This is a genomic window from Arthrobacter sp. B3I4 (assembly GCF_030816855.1).
Classification (GTDB): Bacteria; Actinomycetota; Actinomycetes; order Actinomycetales; family Micrococcaceae; genus Arthrobacter.
In genome coordinates this window covers 503,811-522,518 of the sequence record NZ_JAUSYK010000001.1, presented here as the reverse complement: position 1 = coordinate 522,518, position 18,708 = coordinate 503,811, and the positions used below count along the sequence as shown (strand labels likewise).

Annotated in this window: 12 protein-coding genes and 2 pseudogenes; 11 read left to right on the top strand and 3 right to left on the bottom strand. The window is 69.6% G+C overall.

Going from position 1 to position 18,708, the window contains the following annotated elements:
* Positions 1 to 96 precede the first annotated feature (96 nt).
* The 9 genes and pseudogenes from QFZ61_RS02460 (at position 97) to ppsA (ending at position 11,478) form a co-directional block, all read left to right on the top strand.
* Positions 97 to 348: a hypothetical protein gene (locus QFZ61_RS02460; RefSeq protein ID WP_307032993.1), complete on the top strand. Its 252-nt coding sequence runs from the start codon at positions 97 to 99 to the stop codon at positions 346 to 348.
* An 859-nt stretch (positions 349 to 1,207) separates the two neighbouring features.
* Positions 1,208 to 1,363 (top strand): hypothetical protein, encoded by a 156-nt coding sequence (locus QFZ61_RS02455; protein WP_307032991.1) that lies wholly within the window; start codon positions 1,208 to 1,210, stop codon positions 1,361 to 1,363.
* A gap of 152 nt (positions 1,364 to 1,515) precedes the next feature.
* Positions 1,516 to 1,935, top strand: coding sequence for a DUF4383 domain-containing protein (locus QFZ61_RS02450; protein WP_307037956.1), 420 nt, complete (start codon positions 1,516 to 1,518; stop codon positions 1,933 to 1,935).
* Between the two features lie 138 nt (positions 1,936 to 2,073).
* The gene (locus QFZ61_RS02445; protein ID WP_307032989.1) at positions 2,074 to 2,751 is read left to right on the top strand and encodes an O-methyltransferase; all 678 of its coding nucleotides are present in this window, start codon (positions 2,074 to 2,076) and stop codon (positions 2,749 to 2,751) included.
* 136 nt (positions 2,752 to 2,887) lie between these two features.
* Positions 2,888 to 3,964 (top strand): acyl-CoA dehydrogenase family protein, encoded by a 1,077-nt coding sequence (locus tag QFZ61_RS02440; RefSeq protein ID WP_307032987.1) that lies wholly within the window; start codon positions 2,888 to 2,890, stop codon positions 3,962 to 3,964.
* Positions 3,958 to 5,361: pseudogene (locus QFZ61_RS02435) on the top strand (PIG-L family deacetylase); the annotation flags it as partial. The gene QFZ61_RS02440 and the pseudogene QFZ61_RS02435, both read left to right, overlap by 7 nt.
* 8 nt (positions 5,362 to 5,369) lie before the next feature.
* The gene (locus QFZ61_RS02430) at positions 5,370 to 6,176 is read left to right on the top strand and encodes a glycosyltransferase family 2 protein (protein WP_307032986.1); all 807 of its coding nucleotides are present in this window, start codon (positions 5,370 to 5,372) and stop codon (positions 6,174 to 6,176) included.
* Between the two features lie 149 nt (positions 6,177 to 6,325).
* Positions 6,326 to 9,008, top strand: a pseudogene (locus tag QFZ61_RS02425) (cation-translocating P-type ATPase).
* 70 nt (positions 9,009 to 9,078) lie between these two features.
* Positions 9,079 to 11,478, top strand: a complete 2,400-nt coding sequence (gene ppsA, locus QFZ61_RS02420; RefSeq protein ID WP_307032984.1) for a phosphoenolpyruvate synthase — start codon at positions 9,079 to 9,081, stop codon at positions 11,476 to 11,478.
* Here the strand turns inward: ppsA and QFZ61_RS02415 are convergent.
* Both QFZ61_RS02415 and QFZ61_RS02410 read right to left on the bottom strand, forming a co-directional pair.
* On the bottom strand, positions 11,426 to 13,369 hold the full coding sequence (locus QFZ61_RS02415; protein WP_307032982.1) for a heavy metal translocating P-type ATPase: 1,944 nt from the start codon (positions 13,367 to 13,369) through the stop codon (positions 11,426 to 11,428). The two genes, ppsA and QFZ61_RS02415, sit on opposite strands and share 53 nt — an antisense overlap.
* 54 nt (positions 13,370 to 13,423) lie before the next feature.
* On the bottom strand, positions 13,424 to 13,885 hold the full coding sequence (locus QFZ61_RS02410) for a hypothetical protein (protein WP_307032980.1): 462 nt from the start codon (positions 13,883 to 13,885) through the stop codon (positions 13,424 to 13,426).
* On the opposite strand from QFZ61_RS02410, the gene QFZ61_RS02405 reads away from it, so the two are divergent.
* Both QFZ61_RS02405 and QFZ61_RS02400 read left to right on the top strand, forming a co-directional pair.
* Positions 13,875 to 14,486, top strand: a complete 612-nt coding sequence (locus QFZ61_RS02405; protein ID WP_307032978.1) for a polysaccharide deacetylase family protein — start codon at positions 13,875 to 13,877, stop codon at positions 14,484 to 14,486. The two genes, QFZ61_RS02410 and QFZ61_RS02405, sit on opposite strands and share 11 nt — an antisense overlap.
* Positions 14,487 to 14,544: 58 nt before the next feature.
* On the top strand, positions 14,545 to 17,715 hold the full coding sequence (locus QFZ61_RS02400) for an HAD family hydrolase (RefSeq protein WP_307032976.1): 3,171 nt from the start codon (positions 14,545 to 14,547) through the stop codon (positions 17,713 to 17,715).
* On the opposite strand, the gene QFZ61_RS02395 is transcribed toward QFZ61_RS02400, so the two are convergent.
* Complete coding sequence (locus QFZ61_RS02395) at positions 17,705 to 18,694, bottom strand: zinc-dependent alcohol dehydrogenase family protein (RefSeq protein ID WP_373427114.1); 990 nt, start codon at positions 18,692 to 18,694, stop codon at positions 17,705 to 17,707. The two genes, QFZ61_RS02400 and QFZ61_RS02395, sit on opposite strands and share 11 nt — an antisense overlap.
* Between the last annotated feature and the right edge of the window lie 14 nt (positions 18,695 to 18,708).

The following is an 18,708-nucleotide window of genomic DNA, read 5'->3' as shown; positions in this document are numbered from 1 at the left end:
TGCGCCGGGAGCGCAGCGCGTCCCAGGCCCATCCACCGCCGCAACGGCGACGGGGTGCGAGTCGGCAAGGGTGCGGTTGCGCGGCAAGGGACTGACATGCACGAAGCTGACCAGCAGGCGCTCACCTGCACCGTTATCCGTGAGCTGACGCTGAATCCGTATGCACTCTGGCTCCACTACGTGAGCGTGGGGGGAAATTTCGATCTGCAGCCGGTCATCCGCTACATCGCCGGCTCCGGCGCGCTGCCCTGCAGGGAGCGGGACAGGATTTCCTGCGCCGTCAACGACCTGACGCTGGAACCGCGCTGGCGCCCCCGGGCGCCCTACTCCTATGCCGATCCATTCTGAGGGCGGCGCGCAGGTCATGGCGGCAACCGGACGAAGTGGTAAGCAGGCTTGCTTCCGCCTGGGTCTACGCCTACAGTCTACGTTGTAGAGAAGTCGTTCATCAGAGGTTTTAGAAGCGGACCCCTGGTGCGCCCGTAACGATTCCGACGCTCCACTGTTTCACCCCCGCAGCTGCACTGCTGCAGCAGCGGGACCCGCTTGGCGCTCAGTGCATCCCGCCAAGTGTCAGCTGCTGTAGCCATCGGCGGCACCAAATGCACCCAGCGGAAACGAGCCGACCATGGCACATTCGCAGCACGACAAGCTCCTTCATCAAGTCATCACCCAAGGGTGCCGACCGCCCAGCAACAACGGTTCCGTAACCGCTGATTCAAGCCCATCCACGTTCGCCGGATTGGGCTGAGCGCCATGACTGCAATTTCGGGCACGTACCGCCCGGCCAGCGCTCACCAGCCCCGCGGCGGACGCCCTTGGTGCGCCAAGTGCCACACGGACAAACACCTCGTAGGCGGTTCCATCACAGTTCTGGACGCCCGCGAGCAAACCCTCGCCGTCGAGGTCAACTGCACAGGGTGCGGCGACTCCCGCGTGTTGGAGACAACAAAAGCCCTCGCGGCCGCCCTGGTGGCCAGGTCAGAACCGGCCGAAGGCGGCGCTGAAGCCTACATGGTCCCCTCCATTGCAAGGAACCGATGTCCTTGGTGGACCCGACAGCTAGGGATTTCAGCTATTCCGGCATCGAGGACCAACCGCCCGGCGCCCTGGGCCCCCGCATACTGCGCTGCAGGTGCGGTTTTCAAATGGACGCACCAGGCGCCCTCCCGGGCCTGAGCCACTTCGACCAGATGAGGAGTACCCCGTGATAGATCCCGCCGGCCCGCGTAAAAGGTCCAGCGCCGCCGCTTCCGGGCGTCTTCGGCTAGAGGAGCTGGACTTGTCGCCGCAGGGCCTTGCCGATGCCCCGGCGAACCAGCAGGACTCCGACAGCATCGTCTTCATCGGGATCACCGACTGAGCTGACCGGCACGGTGGTCAGCAATGGCCGCAACTGCCTTGCAGAAATACCCGTTCCGAACATCTTCCGTTCGCTCCGGCGATCGACAACCAAACAATGAAGGAGAGTGCACCGTGGTAAATACCAACCGCGTAGCCCGTGAGAAAACCACTATGGAAAAGGCCGCCCAGGCGGTAGGGGCAGTCTTCCTGCTCGTCGGCATCCTGGGGTTCATCCCCGGAATTACCAGCAATTACGACACACTCGGCCTCGCCGGCCACGGCTCCGAGGCTCTGCTGCTGGGCGTCTTCCAGGTCTCCGTGCTTCACAACATCGTCCACCTGCTGTTCGGCGTGGCCGGCCTCATGATGGGGCGCACCCACGCAGGGGCGAAAAACTACCTGCTCTTTGGCGGCGTCGTCTATCTCGTTCTTTGGATCTACGGCCTCCTCATCGGCCACGACTCGGCCGCCAACTTCGTGCCGCTTAACAGTGCCGACAACTGGCTCCACCTCGTGCTGGGCCTGGGCATGATCGCCCTGGCGCTGCTGCTCAACCGCCGCCCCACCCGGGCCACCACCCCCCGCGTCTAACCAGCTTCACCCTCCGGGGACACACCGCGCCAGCGGGTCTGCGCCGCACCCGGCGTCAGGCCCGCTGGCCGTTTTGCTGCCCGGTCGTTTGTCGAATGGGGCCTACCGCGCGTCCGGGGGAGCTGGGAGACTGGGCGCATGATCGAGCACCAGCCTCAAGCCCGCTGGGTCGCCGTCGAAGAGTATCTCTCCGACGTCGTCGTCCGGCCTGACAGCTCACTTCGCCAGGCTGCGGAGGCCGCCCTCGCCGCGAACCTGCCGCCCATCGAAGTTTCGCCCAATGCGGGCAAGCTCCTGAAGCTGCTGGTCCAGCTCTCCGGCGCACGCCGGGTCCTGGAAATCGGCACGCTCGCCGGGTTCAGCACCATATGGATGGCCCAGGGGCTGCCCGACGGCGGCCAGCTGATCACCTGTGAATATTTGCCCCGGCACGCCGAGGTGGCCCGCGCCAATGTCGATCAGGCCGGATTGGGTCACATCGTCGAAATCCGGGTCGGTGCCGCCCTCGACACCCTTGCCGCGCTGCAAAGCGAGGGCGCCGAGCCATTCGATTTTGTCTTCATCGACGCGGACAAGGAAAACAACCCGCGCTACCTGGACTGGGCTGTCCGGCTTGGCCGGCCCGGGACCACCGTGGTGATGGACAACGTGGTCTGGGAAGGCGCCGTGCTGGAACCGGGCCTGGACCCCCTTAACGCCCCCGGAATCATCGCCGCCCTCCAGCTGATGGGGGAGGACCCCCGGCTGGACGCCACCGTGATCCAGACGGTCGGGTCCAAGGGCTGGGACGGTTTCGCTGTTGCGCGCGTGCGGTAGCCCAATGCCCTCATAGGCGCGGTTGCGCGGGCCAGCCGACCACTAAGTAGGCTGGGATTCGCCGGCTGCGCCTCCTGGAACGGCGGAGCAGACCAGCCAGCACTCATCGCGTACAACGAAGGACAGGGATCAGACCATGAAGGTGACCCCGGACCGCCGCGCGCCCCGGGCCGTGGGGATCAGCTCCACCCCGGAGGAGCTCGCCGGCCTCGGCCCGCTACTTCTGGCCGTGGAGGCCAACGCTGAGGATGTCCCGGCCCTGCTCGCCTTGGCCAGGGAGATAAACGAAATTGTTCCGAAGCCCGGCTCCGGGCAGACCGCTCGCCTTTGGGAGATCCTCGCGTCGGTTACCGCCGTCGACGTCGCCGCCGGCCGGATCCTTGAACCTCACCTCGATGCTGCCGCGATCTTCGACCAGGCCAACGCGCAGGCACGCACTTTGCCCTTCACCGGTACCTGGGGAGTCTTCGCGGCTGAGGCGCCCGGGCTGAAGCTGACGGCCCGGAACGCCGGCGGGCGGACCATACTGGACGGCTCCAAACCGTGGTGTTCCCTCGCCGCCCAACTTGACCACGCCATCGTGACCGCTCACTTGGACGGCGTCGGCCGGGCCGCTTTCGCCGTCGACCTGCACGCGGACGGGGTCAGCGTTGCTGACCCCGACTGGGCCAGTCTGGGCTTGCGGGAGGTTCCCAGCGGGACGGTGCACTTTGACTCGGTTCCGGCCATCCCGCTCGGTGACACCGGCTGGTACTACCAGCGTCCCGGCTTTGGCTGGGGCGGCATGGGCGTTGCAGCCTGCTGGCTCGGCGGCGCCGTCGCGATTGCACGCAGCTTTGAGGAAGCACTGCAGAAAGCAGCCGACGGGGGCCGCGAACCGGACCAGCTGGCACTGGCACACCTCGGCGAGATCGACCGCACACTGGAGGGCCTGCGTGCGTACCTCGCCCGCACTGCTGCCCGGATCGACGCCGGCGAGCTGTCCGGATCCGGCTCTTGGAGCGAGGCGCTGCGGGTCCGCGGCAGCGTGGCCGCCGCCGTCGAACGTATCCAAGCGCTGGTGAGCCAAAACCTCGGTCCCGGCCCGCTGGCGTTCGACCGGCGTTACGCCAAACGCATGGCCGATCTCTCGCTCTACATCCGGCAGCACCACGCCATGCGCGACGATGCCCAGCTCGGCGCCCTGACCTTCAAGGGGGACCACGCATGGTGAGCTTCACCCATCATGATGCCGGAACCAGCGAGGAGGACTGGGCTGCCAGCGGGGCCGCCACCCTGCCGGAACTGCCGCTTGACGCCGGGGAGCTGGCAGGCCTGGCCTTCATCGTCCTTGCCGCGCACCCCGACGACGAGTCGCTGGGTGCCGGCGGCCTGATGGCCCGGCTGCACGCGCTCGGTGCCGAGGTGCGGGTGCTGCTGTGCACCGCGGGGGAGGCCTCTCACCCCGGTTCGCCCAGCACCACGCCGGACCAGCTAGCCGACCTTCGGCTGCGGGAGTTCGCCGGCGCGCTGGGAGGGTTGGTTCCCGCCGCCGACTGGCGGTACCTCGGACTGCCGGACGGGAAGCTCGCAGAGTACCGGGGGCACGTCCTCGCAGCTATCCGGGAGGCAGCAGCGGCCACGGGCCGGACTGCGGACCGTGTCGTCCTCGTGGCGCCCTAGCGGCATGACGGCCATACCGACCACGACGCCTTGGGCTCCGCCGCCGCCGAAGCAGCCGCCGCCGCCGGCCACGGGGTGCTGGAGTACCCCGTCTGGTACTGGCTCTGGGCAAGCCCGGAGGACCCGGCCTGGCAGTCCTGGCTGCGGCTCCCGCTGAGCCCGGCCGAGGCCCAGGCCAAGGCGCAGGCCATGGTGGCACACACCTCATAGGTCCGGGCACTCTCCGCAGAGCCGGGGGATGAAGTGCTGCTCCCGCCCGCCTTCCTGGACCATTTTTCCCGGCACTGGGAGACCTTCGCCTGGCAGCCGCCGGCCGCGCCGCGCACTGCTTCGCCGGCAGGGCCGCCCGCCGGCACCACAGCCTCCCGCCCGGGCTACGCCGCAGCGGACGCCGAAACTGTCTTCGACAGCGTTCACGCCCGGAGTGAAGACCCATGGCGGTACACCACCAGCTGGTACGAACACCGCAAACGCGCGCTGACGCTGGCGGCATTGCCGGGCTGGAGCTACTCCGCCGGCCTTGAGATTGGCTGCTCGATCGGCACCCTGAGCGTTGAGCTCGCGGAACGCTGCGGGAGCTTCCTGGCCGTTGACGCGAGCAGCGAAGCCCTGGCCCGGGCGGCCCGGCGGCTCGCTCACCTGCCCGCCGCGCAGACCCGCCACCTCACGGTCCCGCAGGACTGGCCGGAGGGCGCCTTCGACCTGATCGTGATGTCGGAGGTCGGCTACTACCTCAGCCCAGAGGAACTTGCCGCCCTATTCGAGCGGGTCGAGGCGGCGCTGTTGCCTGGTGGCACGCTGGCGCTCTGCCACTGGCGGCACCCGATCGAGGGCTGGGAGCTCGACGGCGACGCCGTCCACGCTGCCGCGCGGCGGCAGCTGCGCTGGGTCGACGCCGGACTCTACCGGGAGCGCGACTTCGTGCTGGAAATCCTCCGCGCCCCGGACCCGGGCCGGTGAGCGGTCTGGCCGCCCCGGCCCCGGGTCCGCAACGGCACACCGGCATCGACACCGTGGCCGTCGTTCTGCCGGCCCACAATGAGGACCAACACATTGACAGTGCTTTGCGGGCCGTGCGGCGGGCCGCCGACGAGCTGCAGAGGATGCGGCCCGAGGTCGTTGTCCGGGTGATGGTGGTCCTGGACAGCTGCAATGACCGTTCCGCCCAGATCACGGCCGGGTACGTCGACGCCGACCCGCGGTTCGGCTCACTCGATGTCCGCCTGCGCAGTGCCGGGGCGAGCCGGGCGGCAGGTGTCCGCGCCGCCCTTTTCGGCCGGCCCCGCCGCGCCCCGGGCCTGCGCCCCGGGCCGGCGCCCTGGCCGGGACGGACCTGGCTGGCCAACACCGACGCCGATTCGCAGGTGCCGGTGAACTGGCTGGTGCGGCAGCTCGAATTCGCCGAAGCAGGAGCCGACGCGGTACTGGGCTCGGTGGAACCTGACCCCGCGGGCATGGACCCGGAGTTGCTGCGCCGCTGGCTGGAACGGCACCCCTTCGAGGAAGACCACCCGCACATCTACGGCGCCAACTTCGGTGTCCGGGCCTCGGCCTACCTTGCCGCGGGCGGGTTCTCCAAGCAGGTATCGCACGAAGACCGCATTCTGGTCCAGGGCCTGCGCGGCCTGGCCTTCGCCGTCCTCGCCACGGACAGCATGCGGGTGCTGACCTCCGGCCGGACCCACGCCCGCGCGCCCCAGGGCTTCGGCACGTACCTGCGGGCACTGGGACGGCAGCGGCCCCCGACGGTGGCCAGCAACTGAGGCCGCGGCCCGTCCACTGAACCAGGGACAGCTGTTCGCCTCCGATGACTTTTGGCCCTAACCAGCGGCGACGGTCCGGCGCATCCTCGGATGCATGAGGTGCCGGGGCAGCGCCGGGCCCTGGTGCTGCGGATGAGGGGCGGCAGGCGGTGACGACCGCGGGCGCCGGGCCCCTGCCCGGGATCGCCGGTCTCAGCTCCGCCGAGGCGTCCCTGCGGCTGGAGCGCAGCGGACCGAACCGGCTGCCGGAGACCCGCGCCGTCCCGGGCTGGCGCCGGCTCCTGGCGGAACTAACCCATTTTTTCGCCCTCATGCTCTGGGTGGCCGGCGCCCTTGCCTTCATCGCCGGGATGCCGCAACTGGGGGTCGCCATCGTGGTCGTCATCGTGGTGAACGGGGTGTTCGCCTTCATCCAGCAGGCGCGTGCCCAGCATGCCGCCGCCAAGCTGCGGGAGCTGCTTCCGGCCATGGTCTCGGTGCGCCGCGACAACCGGATCGTGAAAGTGCACACCACCGAGCTGGTGCCCGGCGACGCCGTCGTACTGGTGGCCGGAGACCGCGTGCCGGCGGACCTGAAACTGGCCCTTGCCGCAGGCTGCACGGTGGACGAATCGATGCTCACCGGCGAAAGCGAAGCGGTCAGCAAAATCGCTGGCGACGCCCTGTTTGGCGGGACCTTCCTGGTCATCGGCACGGCCGAAGGCGTGGTCGCCAGCACCGGAGGGCAGACCAGGCTCGCCGAGATCGCCTCCCTGACCGGCAAGGTCGAGGCGCCGCCCAGCCCACTGGCGCTGGAGCTGCAGCGGATCGTCCGGATCGTCGCCGGCGTGGCACTGGGCATCGGCGGTCCTGTTCTTCGTCCTCTCGCTGCTGGTGGGCATTTCCTGGCGCGATGCGTTCCTTTTCGCGATCGGCGTGGCCGTGGCGCTGGTGCCTGAAGGGCTGCTTCCCACCGTCACCCTCTCACTGGCCATCGGTGCCCAGCGGATGGCCGCGCGCAATGCCCTGGTGCGGAACCTGCAGGCGGTGGAAACGCTGGGCTCAACCACTTTCATTTGCACGGATAAGACCGGCACCCTCACGCAGAACCGCATGAACGCCGTCGAGGTCTGGACCCCCGCCGGACTGCTCGGCATCACCGGGCAGGGTTACGGGCCCGGCGCGCAGATTACCGGCGAGGGCGCTGCTGCTCCCGGCGCCGCGGCGTTCCAAGCGGCCCAGCGGCTCAGTGCCGCCGCCCGTGCCGCCTCGGTGGGCCGGGCGGTGCAGCACGAAGGCCAGTGGATCGCCGAGGGGGATCCGATGGAAGCCGCCATCGACGCGCTGGCCACCCGGCTGGCCGGCCCCGGCGGCCGGGCTGCGGAGCCCACGGTATCCCACCGCTTCGCCTTCGACCCCCGCCGGCTGCGGGAGTCCGCCATCGTCGGCACCACGCTCTCTGTGAAGGGCGCGCCGGAGTCCGTGATCCCCCTGTGCAGGGGCGACGGCGGCAGGGGCGACGGCGGCGGCGACAGTGCCGGGGACAGCGCCGACCGCGCCCTGCAGATGGTGGACCAGATGGCCTCACACGGGTTGCGGGTGCTGGCGGTCGCACAGCGGAGCCTGCCGGGCCGGCCGGGCGCCCGTTTCAAGCTCGAGGAGGTTGAGACCGGGCTGACGCTGCTGGGCTTGATCGGCCTGCACGACCCGCCCCGTGCGGAGGTGCGGCTCTCGCTGCAGGCGGCCCGCGACGCCGGCATCAAGGTCGGCATGGTCACCGGTGACCATGCCTTCACGGCCGCCGCCATTGCCCGGGAAACCGGCCTGATCGGCTCCCCGGAGGTGGTGCTGGAGGGGCACAACCTGCCGGAGGACGACGAGGTCCTGGCGGCGCTGCTGGACCGCGACGGCGTCGTGGTCAGCCGGGTAACGCCGGAACAAAAGCTCCGGGTGGCCAGGCTGCTGCAGCACCGCGGCCACGTGCTGGCGATGACCGGCGACGGCGTCAACGACGGGCCGGCCTTGCAGCAGGCGGACATTGGCGTCGCGATGGGCCTGAGCGGCACGGACGTGGCCCGCGAGGCAGCGGACCTGGTGCTGCTTGACGATGACTTCGCCACGATCATCGCGGCGGTGGAGCAGGGCCGCGCCACCTACGCGAACATCCGCCGGTTCCTGACCTACCACCTCACGGACAACGTTGCTGAGCTGACTCCCTTCGTGTTCTGGGCCCTGTCCGGGGGCCGGTTCCCGCTGGCGCTGAGTGTGCTGCAGATCCTCGCCCTGGATATCGGCACTGATCTGCTGCCGGCCCTGGCTCTCGGCAGCGAAGCGCCGAGCAAGGGGGCGTTGAAACGGTCCCCGGAGCGCCGTCACTTGATGGACGCCGCCTTGATGTTTCGGGTCTTCGCGCTGCTCGGCCCGGTGGAGGCCCTGATGGAGATGACGGCGTACACCGCGGTGCTGTTCGGCGCCGGCTGGAGACCGGGGGCTGAGCTGCCGCCCTCGGACGTACTCATGGCGGCCTCGGGCGCGGCGTTCAGCACGGTGGTCCTGGGGCAGCTCGCGAACGCCTTTGCCTGCCGCAGCGCCACCGTCCCGCCCTGGCGGCTGGGCTGGTTCACCAACAGGCTGTTGCTCTGGGCCGTCCTCGCGGAGCTGGGCTTGCTCACCGTGTTTCTGTTCCTCGGCCCGGTGGCCGCGCTGCTGGGCCAGGCCCCGCCGACGCCCGGCGGGCTGGCCGTGGCGCTCGCGGCCATCCCTGCTGTCCTGCTCGCCGACTGGCTCTACAAGGAAGCCCGGCACCGCCGGGGCGGCCGCGCCGCCCCGGCTGCACCGCCTAAAAGGTCCTAAGACTCTGACCCCGCCAGAGCCCGGGCAGCAGGATCAAGGCATTGGCGACGAACACCCAAGGAGCACCGGCATGCCCGAACACGTCCTGTGGTTTGAAGAAATCGGCATGGCCGACGTCCCCCAGGTCGGCGGCAAGAATGCCTCCCTCGGCGAACTGATCCAGACCCTCAAAGCCAAGGGTGTGCGGGTCCCGGACGGCTTTGCCACCACCGCTGCTGCCTACCGGACGTTCATCGCGGACAACGGGATCGAACCGCAGATGCGCTCGCGGATCGAGGCCTACCGCGGCGGTTCGGCCTCACTGCGCGAAACCGGTGAGGCTATCCGGGAGTTGTTCCTGGCCAGCGACTTTCCCCCGGACATCGCCGAATCCATCCGCTCGCACTACCGCGACCTCGGCCAGCGCGCCGGGCTGGAACGGCTGTCCGTCGCGGTCCGCAGCAGTGCCACGGCGGAGGACCTGCCCGATGCCAGCTTCGCCGGCCAGCAGGAAACCTTCCTGAACATTGCCGGGGACCGGGAGCTGATGGACGCCTGCCGGCGCTGCTACGCCTCCCTGTTCACGGACCGGGCCATCAGCTACCGGGAAGTCAAGGGCTTCGACCACCTGGACGTGGCGCTGTCGATCGGGGTCCAGCGGATGGTGCGTTCCGACGTCGGCGCCTCCGGGGTCATGTTCTCGATCGACACGGACTCCGGTTTCCCCCGGGTGGCTGTGATCAGCGCAGCCTGGGGACTGGGTGAGACGGTGGTCCAGGGCAGCATCAACCCGGACAAGTACCTCGTATTCAAACCGCTGTTGACCGACGCCGCGGCGGCGGAAGGAATCTGCCCGATCATCGAGAAGACCCTCGGCTCCAAGGCGCAGAAGATGGTTTCCAGCCGCGGCGGCCACGCCCGGACCCGCACGGTGGACACCTCGGCGGCAGAGCGCCGGGCGTTTGTGCTGACGGACGCGGAGATCCTTATGCTGGCCCGGTGGGCCGTGACGGTCGAGGAGCACTACGGCCGGCCGATGGATATGGAATGGGCCAGGGACGGCGAGACCGGCGAACTCTTCATGGTGCAGGCCCGGCCCGAGACCGTGCAGTCGCTCAAGACCGGCTCCCGCTTCACCCTCCACCACCTGCGGGAGACGGGCGCCGTACTGGTGACCGGTGCCGCAATCGGCGATTCGATCGCGCAGGGAACGGCGTGCGTGATCCGCAGTGCGGCGGACATCGAGACGTTCCGCGACGGCGCCATCCTGGTCACCGAGATGACCGACCCGGACTGGGTCCCGATCATGAAGCGCGCAGCTGGCATCGTCACCGACCGCGGCGGGCCCACCAGCCACGCCGCCATCGTCAGCCGGGAACTCGGCGTGCCCGCTGTCGTCGGGACGGGCAACGCCACCGGTGTCCTGCTCGAAAACCAGGCCGTCACCCTCTCCTGTGCCGAAGGCGATCTGGGCCGCGTCTACGCCGGCAGCCTCGCCTTCGACACCGAGGACGTGGACCTGGGGGAACTGCCGGAGACGCATACCAAGGTCATGGTCAACATCGCCAGCCCCGCAGCCGCCTTCCAGTGGTGGCGGCTGCCCGCCGACGGCGTCGGGCTGGCCCGGATGGAGTTCATCATCAGCGCGCTCATCCGGGTCCATCCGATGGCGCTCGTCCACCCGGAACGGGTCACGGACCCGCAGGAGGCCGCGCAGATCCGGGACCTGACGCGCGGCTACGACGACCCCAGGGACTACTTCGTGGACGCCCTGGCGCTGGGCATCGCCAAAATCGCCGCGCCCTACCACCCGCGGCCGGTGATTGTGCGGCTCAGCGACTTCAAGACCAATGAGTACGCGCACCTGATTGGCGGCGCCGCCTTCGAGGAGGCCGAGGAGAACCCGATGCTGGGGTTCCGCGGTGCCTCGCGGTACTACGACGAGCGCTACCGGGAGGGCTTCGCGCTGGAATGCCGGGCTTTGAAGCGGGTCCGTGAGACGACCGGCTTCAGCAACATCATTGTGATGGTCCCGTTTTGCCGGACACCGCAGGAGGCGGACAAGGTGCTGGCGGTGATGGCGGAAAACGGTCTGGTGCGCGGCGAACACGGCCTGGAGGTCTACATGATGTGTGAGATCCCCTCCAACGTGGTTCTCGCCGCGCAGTTCGCCGCCCGCTTCGACGGCTTCTCGATCGGCTCCAACGACCTCACCCAGCTCATCCTGGGCGTGGACCGCGATTCGGCGCAGCTGGCGGCCCTGTTCGATGAGCGCGACGAGGCGGTGGTGGCGATGATCAGCGAGGCAATCCAGAAGGCCCACACTGCCGGAATTAAGATCGGCATCTGCGGGCAGGGCCCCAGCAACCACCCGGAGTTTGCAGCCTTCCTGGTCGGTGAAGGGATCGATTCCATCTCGTTGAATCCGGACAGTTACCTCAGGACCGTCCCGCTGATCGCGGAAGCCGAGAAACGGGCGCCCGGAGGCTAGGCCGGCCCGCCGGCGTTTCCCCGCCCGGCCGGCTGCGGCCGGAACTGAGCGCCCGCAGCGCGTTCAGGATGGTCGCCAGGTCCACCACCTCCTGGGACAAGGCGCCGGCAATGGCGGGGACGTAGCCTGCCGCGGCAGCCAGCATCAGTGCCACACTCAGGGCAATGCCGATCCAGATGCTTTGCAGCGCCACCTTAACGGTCCGCTGCCCGATCCGCACGGCCGAGGCCACCTTGGACAGGTCATCAAGGATGATCACGACGTCGGCAGACTCGCCGGCCGCCGTCGAGCCGCGGGCGCCCATGGCGATCCCGACGTCGGCGACGGCGAGCACGGGGGCGTCGTTGACGCCGTCGCCCACCATCATGACCGGGCGAAGCGGCAGCGACCGCACCGCCTCCACCTTGTCCGGCGGGAGACATTCGGCCCGGACGTCGGCGAGCCCGGCGGCCTCCGCGATGTGTTCTGCTGTGGCCAGGGCGTCGCCGGTGAGCATCACGGTCTCGGTGACGCCCAGGTCCTGCAGCTCAGCCAGGGTGCGCCGGGCCTCGGCCCGGATCGGATCGCTCATGATGAGGCTTCCGACGAATTCATCGCCCACCCCCACATAGATGGCGAGCTGGCCGCTGGCCAGTTCCGTTTCCTCCACCCCGGCGGCGGACTCAGCCACGAAGTTGGGTTTGCCCACCACCACGTCCTGGCCGTCGAACGTTGCCCGGACCCCGTGGGTGGCGTATTCGGTGGCCTGGGAGGCGCTGTGGAAAGCGAGCGACCGTGACCGCGCCGCCTCCATCACTGACCCCGCCAGGACATGCGAGGAGTACTGCTCGGCGGACGCGGCCACGCGCAGCACCTCGTCCTCGTCCAAGCTGCCGGCGGTGCGGACCTCCACCAGGGCCGGCCGTCCGTAGGTGAGGGTGCCGGTCTTGTCGAACGCGGCGGTGCGGATCCGGCCCAGCAGCTCCAGCACCCCGGCGTACTTGACGATGATGCCGCCGCGCGCGGCCCGGCTCATGCCGCCCAGGAACGCCACCGGCGCGGCGATCAGCAGCGGGCAAGGTGTGGCGACTACCAGCACCTCGGCGAAGCGGGCCGGGCTGCCGCTGATGATCCAGCCCGCCGCGCCCAACAGATAGGCGAGGGCGGTGAACGGAACGGCGTAGCGGTCGGCCAGCCGGACCATGGGGGCCTTGCTCTCCGCAGCTTCCTTCACCAGGGCGACGATCCGGCTGTATTGCGAATCTTCCATTAATGCCGTGACCTGCATCCGGATGGCCGCTTCACCGTTCAAGGACCCGCTCATCAGGCCCTCACCCGCCGCACGCTCTACCGGAAGGCTTTCACCGGTAAGCGAGGATTCGTCGAACGTGCCCGAGGAGGAGAGGAGCACGCCGTCGAGCGGCACCACTTCACCGGGACGCACCAGCAGGACATCGCCGACCCGCACGTCGGTGGCCGGGATGTCCTCGTGCTGGGGGTCCGCATTGATGCCATCCGGGCCGGTTCCTGCGGCGGAGATACCGGCGCGCTCCCGGTGCGCGGTCTGCGGAACGCGCTCCAGCAGCGCGGTCAGCTCGCCCTTGGCCCGGCCCGCGGCATAATCCTCGAGCGCGGTGCCGCCTGCCATCATGAGCACGATGATCATCGAGGCGACAAACTCGCCCACCAGCACCGTGCTGACGATGGCGGTCACCGCCAGGATGTCGATGCCCCAATGGCCGCCGACCAGCCGCCGGATCATCCCGACCGCAAGGTAGGCCGCCACAGCCAAGGCATAGATGCTGGCCCCGACCCGGGCGATGCCGTCCTGGCCTGAGGCCAGCAGCAGCACGACCGCCAGAAGGGCGGCAACCGTGCCCGCAACCAGCGGATACCGGAGCAAACGTTTCACGGCAGTCCCGCCTCATCCTCAGCGCAAAACCGGACATCTGCGTCTCCTTGCATCCTACTGCGCAGGCCTTTCAGCCCTACTCCCGCTGGGATGGATGATGCCAAGGTGAAGCATGTGGTCGGTCTTTGCCGGCAGCCGGCGCCGGCTGGTTGCGGTCTCCATTGCTGTTCTGCTGCTGGCCGCGGCGGTGGTGGCGGCGGTGGTCCTCGGCGCGGCACCGCGAGGCGTTGCGCCGCCGGCGGCATCGGGCACCGGCAGCCTTTCCGTGTCCCCGCCGGCTACATCCTCCGCCCCGCCTTCGACGCCGGTGACTTCCGCCCCGCCGTCGTCCCCGGAAGCCCCGCCGTCGTCCGCCCCGCCGCCGCCGGGCGGGGAGGCGCCGGGAACCGAGATGCCGGCTCCGCCCCCGCCGTCGGTGGAGCCCCCGCCACCGGTGGAGCCTCCGGCGCCGGAGCCTCCAGCGCCGCCCGGAGACCCGTTTCCCGCTGCCCTCCGGGGGGCGGACGTGGAGGTCATCCCGAACGCCGGCCGCGTGGTTGCCCTGACCTTCGACGGCGGCGCAAACGCCGCAGCTCTGCCCAGCATTCTGCGGACCCTCAACCAGACGGGAGTGCGGGCCACCTTCTTCCTTACCGGTACTTGGGCCGCTGCCAATCCCTCGGCAGTTGCCGAGATCGTGGCGGCGGGACACCGGGTGGGTAATCACTCGATGACGCATCCAAACTTCACGGCCCTCTCCAACGCCCTGATCGCAGATCAGCTGACGGGGGCGCAGGGCGCGATTCTGGCCGGCGGTGCGGACCCGCGACCGCTGTTCCGTTTCCCCTCGGGGGACCGGGACGCCCGAACCATCGCCGCCGTGAACTCATTGGGCTATGTGTCGGTCCGCTGGACGGTGGACACCCTGGGCTGGAAAGGCACCAGCGGTGGGATCAGCGCCCAGACCGTTCTTGACCGGGCGCTGGGCGGTCTGCAGCCGGGGGAGATCATCCTGATGCACCTCGGCTCCAACCCCGATGACACCACCACCCTGGACGCCGACGCGCTGCCGCAGATCATCAGCCGGATCAGCCAGGCCGGCTACGGCTTCACCACCCTCGATGCGCTCCTTGGCTGAAGGCCGGGGCCCGGGAATGCCACTGTCGCCGGACCCCGAAGGCTGGTACGAATAGCGCATGACGGAGTCCCCCACAGTCGCAGCCGCACTGGCGCCGGTCGACGCTGTGGTCTTCGAACTGGACGGCGTGGTGCTCGACACCGCGGAACAACGCGCCACTGCCTGGAAGCAACTCGTTGCCGAGGTCCTGCAGGATCCCCGGTTCCCCCCGCGCGCCCGCCGGGACCCGCTGACAGACGCCGAATACACCGGACTCATCGAAGGCAGGGCACCTTCCGACGGCGTTTTAGCCGTCTTCGCGTCACGGGGCGTTCCGCTCGCACCGGGCTCGGCCGAGGACCCCTCGGGCTACTGGACAGCGTTCGGGCTTGGAAAACGCCAGGACGGACTTTTCGCAGAGCAGCTGGGGGCTGCGCCGCCGCGCCCTTTCCCCGGAACCGTGGCCCTGCTCGAGCGGCTCAAAGCGGGCCGAGTCCCGGTGCTGCTAGCCACCTCCGCCCCCGACGCCGCCGGACTGCTCGCCGCCGTCGGACTGGCGGGGTACTTCGACCAGGTGGCAGACGGCCGGGCGGCCCTGCGGCGCGCCCTGCCCGGCAAACCCTCCCCGGCACTGCCCCTGGAGGCAGTGCACGGGATGGACATTCCGCCCGGCCGGGCCATGGTCATCGAAACGTCGGTGGCCGGGGTGGAGGCGGGCCGCCGGGGCGGCTTCGGGCTGGTCGTGGGCATCGACCGGAACGGCCGGCGCGCCGACCTGGAGGCCGCCGGAGCCGACATCGTGGTCGAGGACGTCAGTGAGCTCGACATCGGCCTGGTTATCACCCACCCCTGGAAGCTCGTCTATGCGGGCTTCGATCCGGCGCACGAGGGCCACCGGGAAGCGCTGACCACCCTGGGCAACGGCTACATGGCCACCCGCGGTGCCGCCCCCGAGCAGCGCAGCGGCGAGATCCACTACCCCGGAACCTACCTGGCGGGGGTCTACAACCGTCTGGCCAGCATCGTGCAGGGCCAACGGACCGTGGATGAGCACATGGTGAACCTTCCGGACTGGCTGCACCTGGACCTGCGGATAGAAAACGGCCCATGGTGGTCCGAGGGTGGCCTGAAGCTCCGCCGGGAACGCCGGACGCTGGACCTCAAACGCGCCCTGCTCACCCGGGAGGCGCTGCTGGAGGACGACGCCGGGCGGCGGCTCCACCTGACGCAGCGCCGCCTGGTCTCGATGGCGGAACCACACCTTGCGGCACTGGAAACCGTGCTGACCGCGGACGGCTGGAGCGGCAGTATCAGCATCCGAAGCGGCTGCGACACTGCCGTGACCAACTCAAACGTCCCGGAGGACGCGCAATTGTCCACCCGGCACTTGACGGCGGTGCAGGTGGCAAGGAGCGACGCCGGGCCGGGCGCGGTCGGGTTGCGGGTGCAGGTGCAAACCAGCCAGAGCCGCATCGGTATTGCCCTGGCGCTGCGGACGGAGGTGTCCGGGCCTGCGAATTGCGCCTTTGAGCAGCTCGGCGGCCTGTACGCGCACTGTTTCGAGGTGCCGGTGGCAGACAGGACAGCGGTCACGGTGACCAAGACAGTGGGGGTGGCCAGCTCCCGGGACCATGCCGTTTCCTCGCCGCTGACCGCGGCGCAGGCCGTGCTGGCACGCTCGGGCGGGTTCGAGGCGCTGCGGGCAGAGCATGAAAGGGCCTGGTCCCTGTTGCTGGCCCCCTTCATTATCGAATCCGACGCCCCCTCGCAGGCCCAGCTGATCCTGAACCTGCACGTGTTCCACCTGCTGCAAACGCTGACGACCCACACCGCCGAGCTGGATGCCGGCGTCCCGGCGCGCGGCCTGCACGGCGAGGGCTACCGCGGGCACGTCTTTTGGGACGAGCTGTTCGTCCTCCCGGTGCTGAACTCCCGGCTGCCGTCGCTGGCGCGCGAGCTGATCGACTACCGCTGGCGCCGGCTCGGAACCGCCCGTGACGCGGCCAGGGCTGCCGGGCTGCGGGGAGCGCTCTTCCCGTGGCAGAGCGGCAGCGACGGCACTGAGCAGACCCCGAAGCTGCTCTACAACAAGCTGTCCGGGCACTGGATGCCGGACTACTCGCATCTGCAGCGCCATGTGGGGCTGGCCGTAGCCTTCAACGCCTGGCAGTACTTCGAGGCCACGCAGGACCGCGGGTGGCTCACCCAGCACGGCGCCGAACTCATCGTCAGCGTCGCCCGCCTTTTCGCCTCGATGGCTGACTACGACGCCACGGACGACCGGTTCCACCTCAGGGGCGTCATGGGGCCGGACGAGTACCACACCGGCGCACCCGGTGACCCGGGTAGCGGACTGGATGACAATGCCTACACCAACATCATGGCAGCCTGGGTCTTCGACCAGGCCGAATGGATCATGCGCTCCGTCCAGGGCTTCGACATGGAGGACCTCCGGGCCCGGCTGGGCATCACGACGGCCGAGACTGCAGCCTGGGGACGGCTGAGCCGGCGCATGTTCGTGCCGTTCCACGCGGACGGCATCATCAGCCAGTTCGCCGGTTACGAGGCTTTACCCGAGCTGGACTGGGCGCACTACCGCCGTGGCTACCGCAACATCGAACGGCTGGACCTGATCCTGGAAGCCGAGGGTGACAGCACGAACCGCTACCGGCTCGCCAAACAGGCCGACGTCCTGATGCTGCTCTACGTCCTGGGTGAAGACCAGTTGACGGCGTTCCTCGACCGGCTCGGTTACCCCGTTACCCCGGAACAGATGGCCGCGACGGTGGACTTCTACCTCGCCCGGACGGCGCACGGTTCCACTCTCAGCCGGGTGGCGCACGCGTCAGTCCTCGCCCAGCGCGACCCGGACCGGGCCTGGGCCACGTTCCGCGAGGCACTGGACGCGGACCTGGACGACACCCAAGGCGGAACCACCAGCTCCGGCATCCACCTGGGCGCCATGGCGGGTTCGATCGACGTCGTCCAGCGCAGCTTTGCCGGATTGCGGATCACCCGCGACGCCCTGGACTTCACGCCCCGGCTGCCGGCCCAGCTCCGGCAGGTCGACTTCCAGGTCCGGTACCGCGACCAGTTGCTGTCGGTGCACCTGGAGACCGACCGGCTGCTGGTCTCCGCCGCACCCGGTGATGCGGCCCCGGTCCTGGTGCGGGTGGGCAGTCAGAAGGTGCTCCTGGGCGCCGGTGAGCAGCACGAGTTCTTGCGCGCCGCCGGGCGGGTTACGGGCTGACGCGGACGACGGCGGCGCCGGTCACCCGGTCTTCGGCAAGGTCCCGGAGCGCCTGGTCTGCGGCCTCGAAGGGGTAGGCGGTGGTAGTTGGCCGGAGCGGAATCTCGGCGGCGATGCGGAGGAACTCCTCGCCGTCGGCGCGGGTGTTGGCCGTGACGCTACGCAGCTGGCGTTCCTGGAAAAGTCCGGCGGCGTAGTCCAGGGCGGGGATCTCACTCAGGTGGATGCCAGCGACGGCGAGGGTTCCGCCCCGGTCCAAGGCCCGGAGCGCGGGCGGGACCAGGCTGCCGGCCGGAGCGAAGAGGATGGCGGCGTCAAGCAGATCCGGCGGCGGCTCCTCCGCCCCGCCGGCGAACGTGGCACCGAGGTCCAGGGCCAGCCGGCGGGCTTCGGGGGACCGCGTCATCACATAGAGCCGGGCGCCCTGGTACAGCGCGACCTGCGCTGCGAGGTGCGCGGAGGCGCCGAAGCCGTAAATACCCAGCCGGCCGCCGACCGGCAGATCGGCCCGCAGCAGAGCACGGAAGCCGATGATGCCCGCGCACAGCAGCGGTGCCGCGTCCTCATCAGCGAAGGCGTCCGGAAGCCGGTAGGCGAAGTCTTCGGCGACCGTGATGAGTTCGGCGTAGCCGCCGTCGCGGTCCCAGCCGGTGAAGGTGGGGGACAAACAGAGGTTTTCCTGCCCCCGGGCGCAGAACCGGCAGGACCGGCACGTGCCGCCGAGCCACGCCACCCCGACGCGTTCCCCGCTGTTGAATCTGGCCGCGCCCGGGCCGGCCCCGACCACCTCGCCGACCACCTCGTGGCCGGGAATGACGCCGGGGTGCCGGGGCACCAGATCCCCTTCCGCGAGGTGCAGGTCCGTCCGGCACACCCCGCACACCGTCACGCGGACCAGGACCTCACCCGGGCCGGGCACCGGGTCAGCGCGTTCGCCGAACACCAGCGGGCCGGACCCAATGGGTCCCGGCTGCGCCACCCACCAGGCTCGCA

Bases quoted from the DNA above. Each gene is read 5' to 3' on its own strand.
- ppsA (WP_307032984.1), top strand. From the start codon at position 9,079: ATGCCCGAACACGTCCTGTGGTTTGAAGAAATCGGCATGGCCGACGTC.
- QFZ61_RS02445 (WP_307032989.1), top strand. From the start codon at position 2,074: ATGATCGAGCACCAGCCTCAAGCCCGCTGGGTCGCCGTCGAAGAGTAT.
- QFZ61_RS02440 (WP_307032987.1), top strand. From the start codon at position 2,888: ATGAAGGTGACCCCGGACCGCCGCGCGCCCCGGGCCGTGGGGATCAGC.
- QFZ61_RS02450 (WP_307037956.1), top strand. From the start codon at position 1,516: ATGGAAAAGGCCGCCCAGGCGGTAGGGGCAGTCTTCCTGCTCGTCGGC.
- QFZ61_RS02460 (WP_307032993.1), top strand. From the start codon at position 97: ATGCACGAAGCTGACCAGCAGGCGCTCACCTGCACCGTTATCCGTGAG.
- QFZ61_RS02400 (WP_307032976.1), top strand. From the start codon at position 14,545: ATGACGGAGTCCCCCACAGTCGCAGCCGCACTGGCGCCGGTCGACGCT.
- QFZ61_RS02410 (WP_307032980.1), bottom strand. From the start codon at position 13,885: ATGACCTCCACGTCCGCCCCCCGGAGGGCAGCGGGAAACGGGTCTCCG.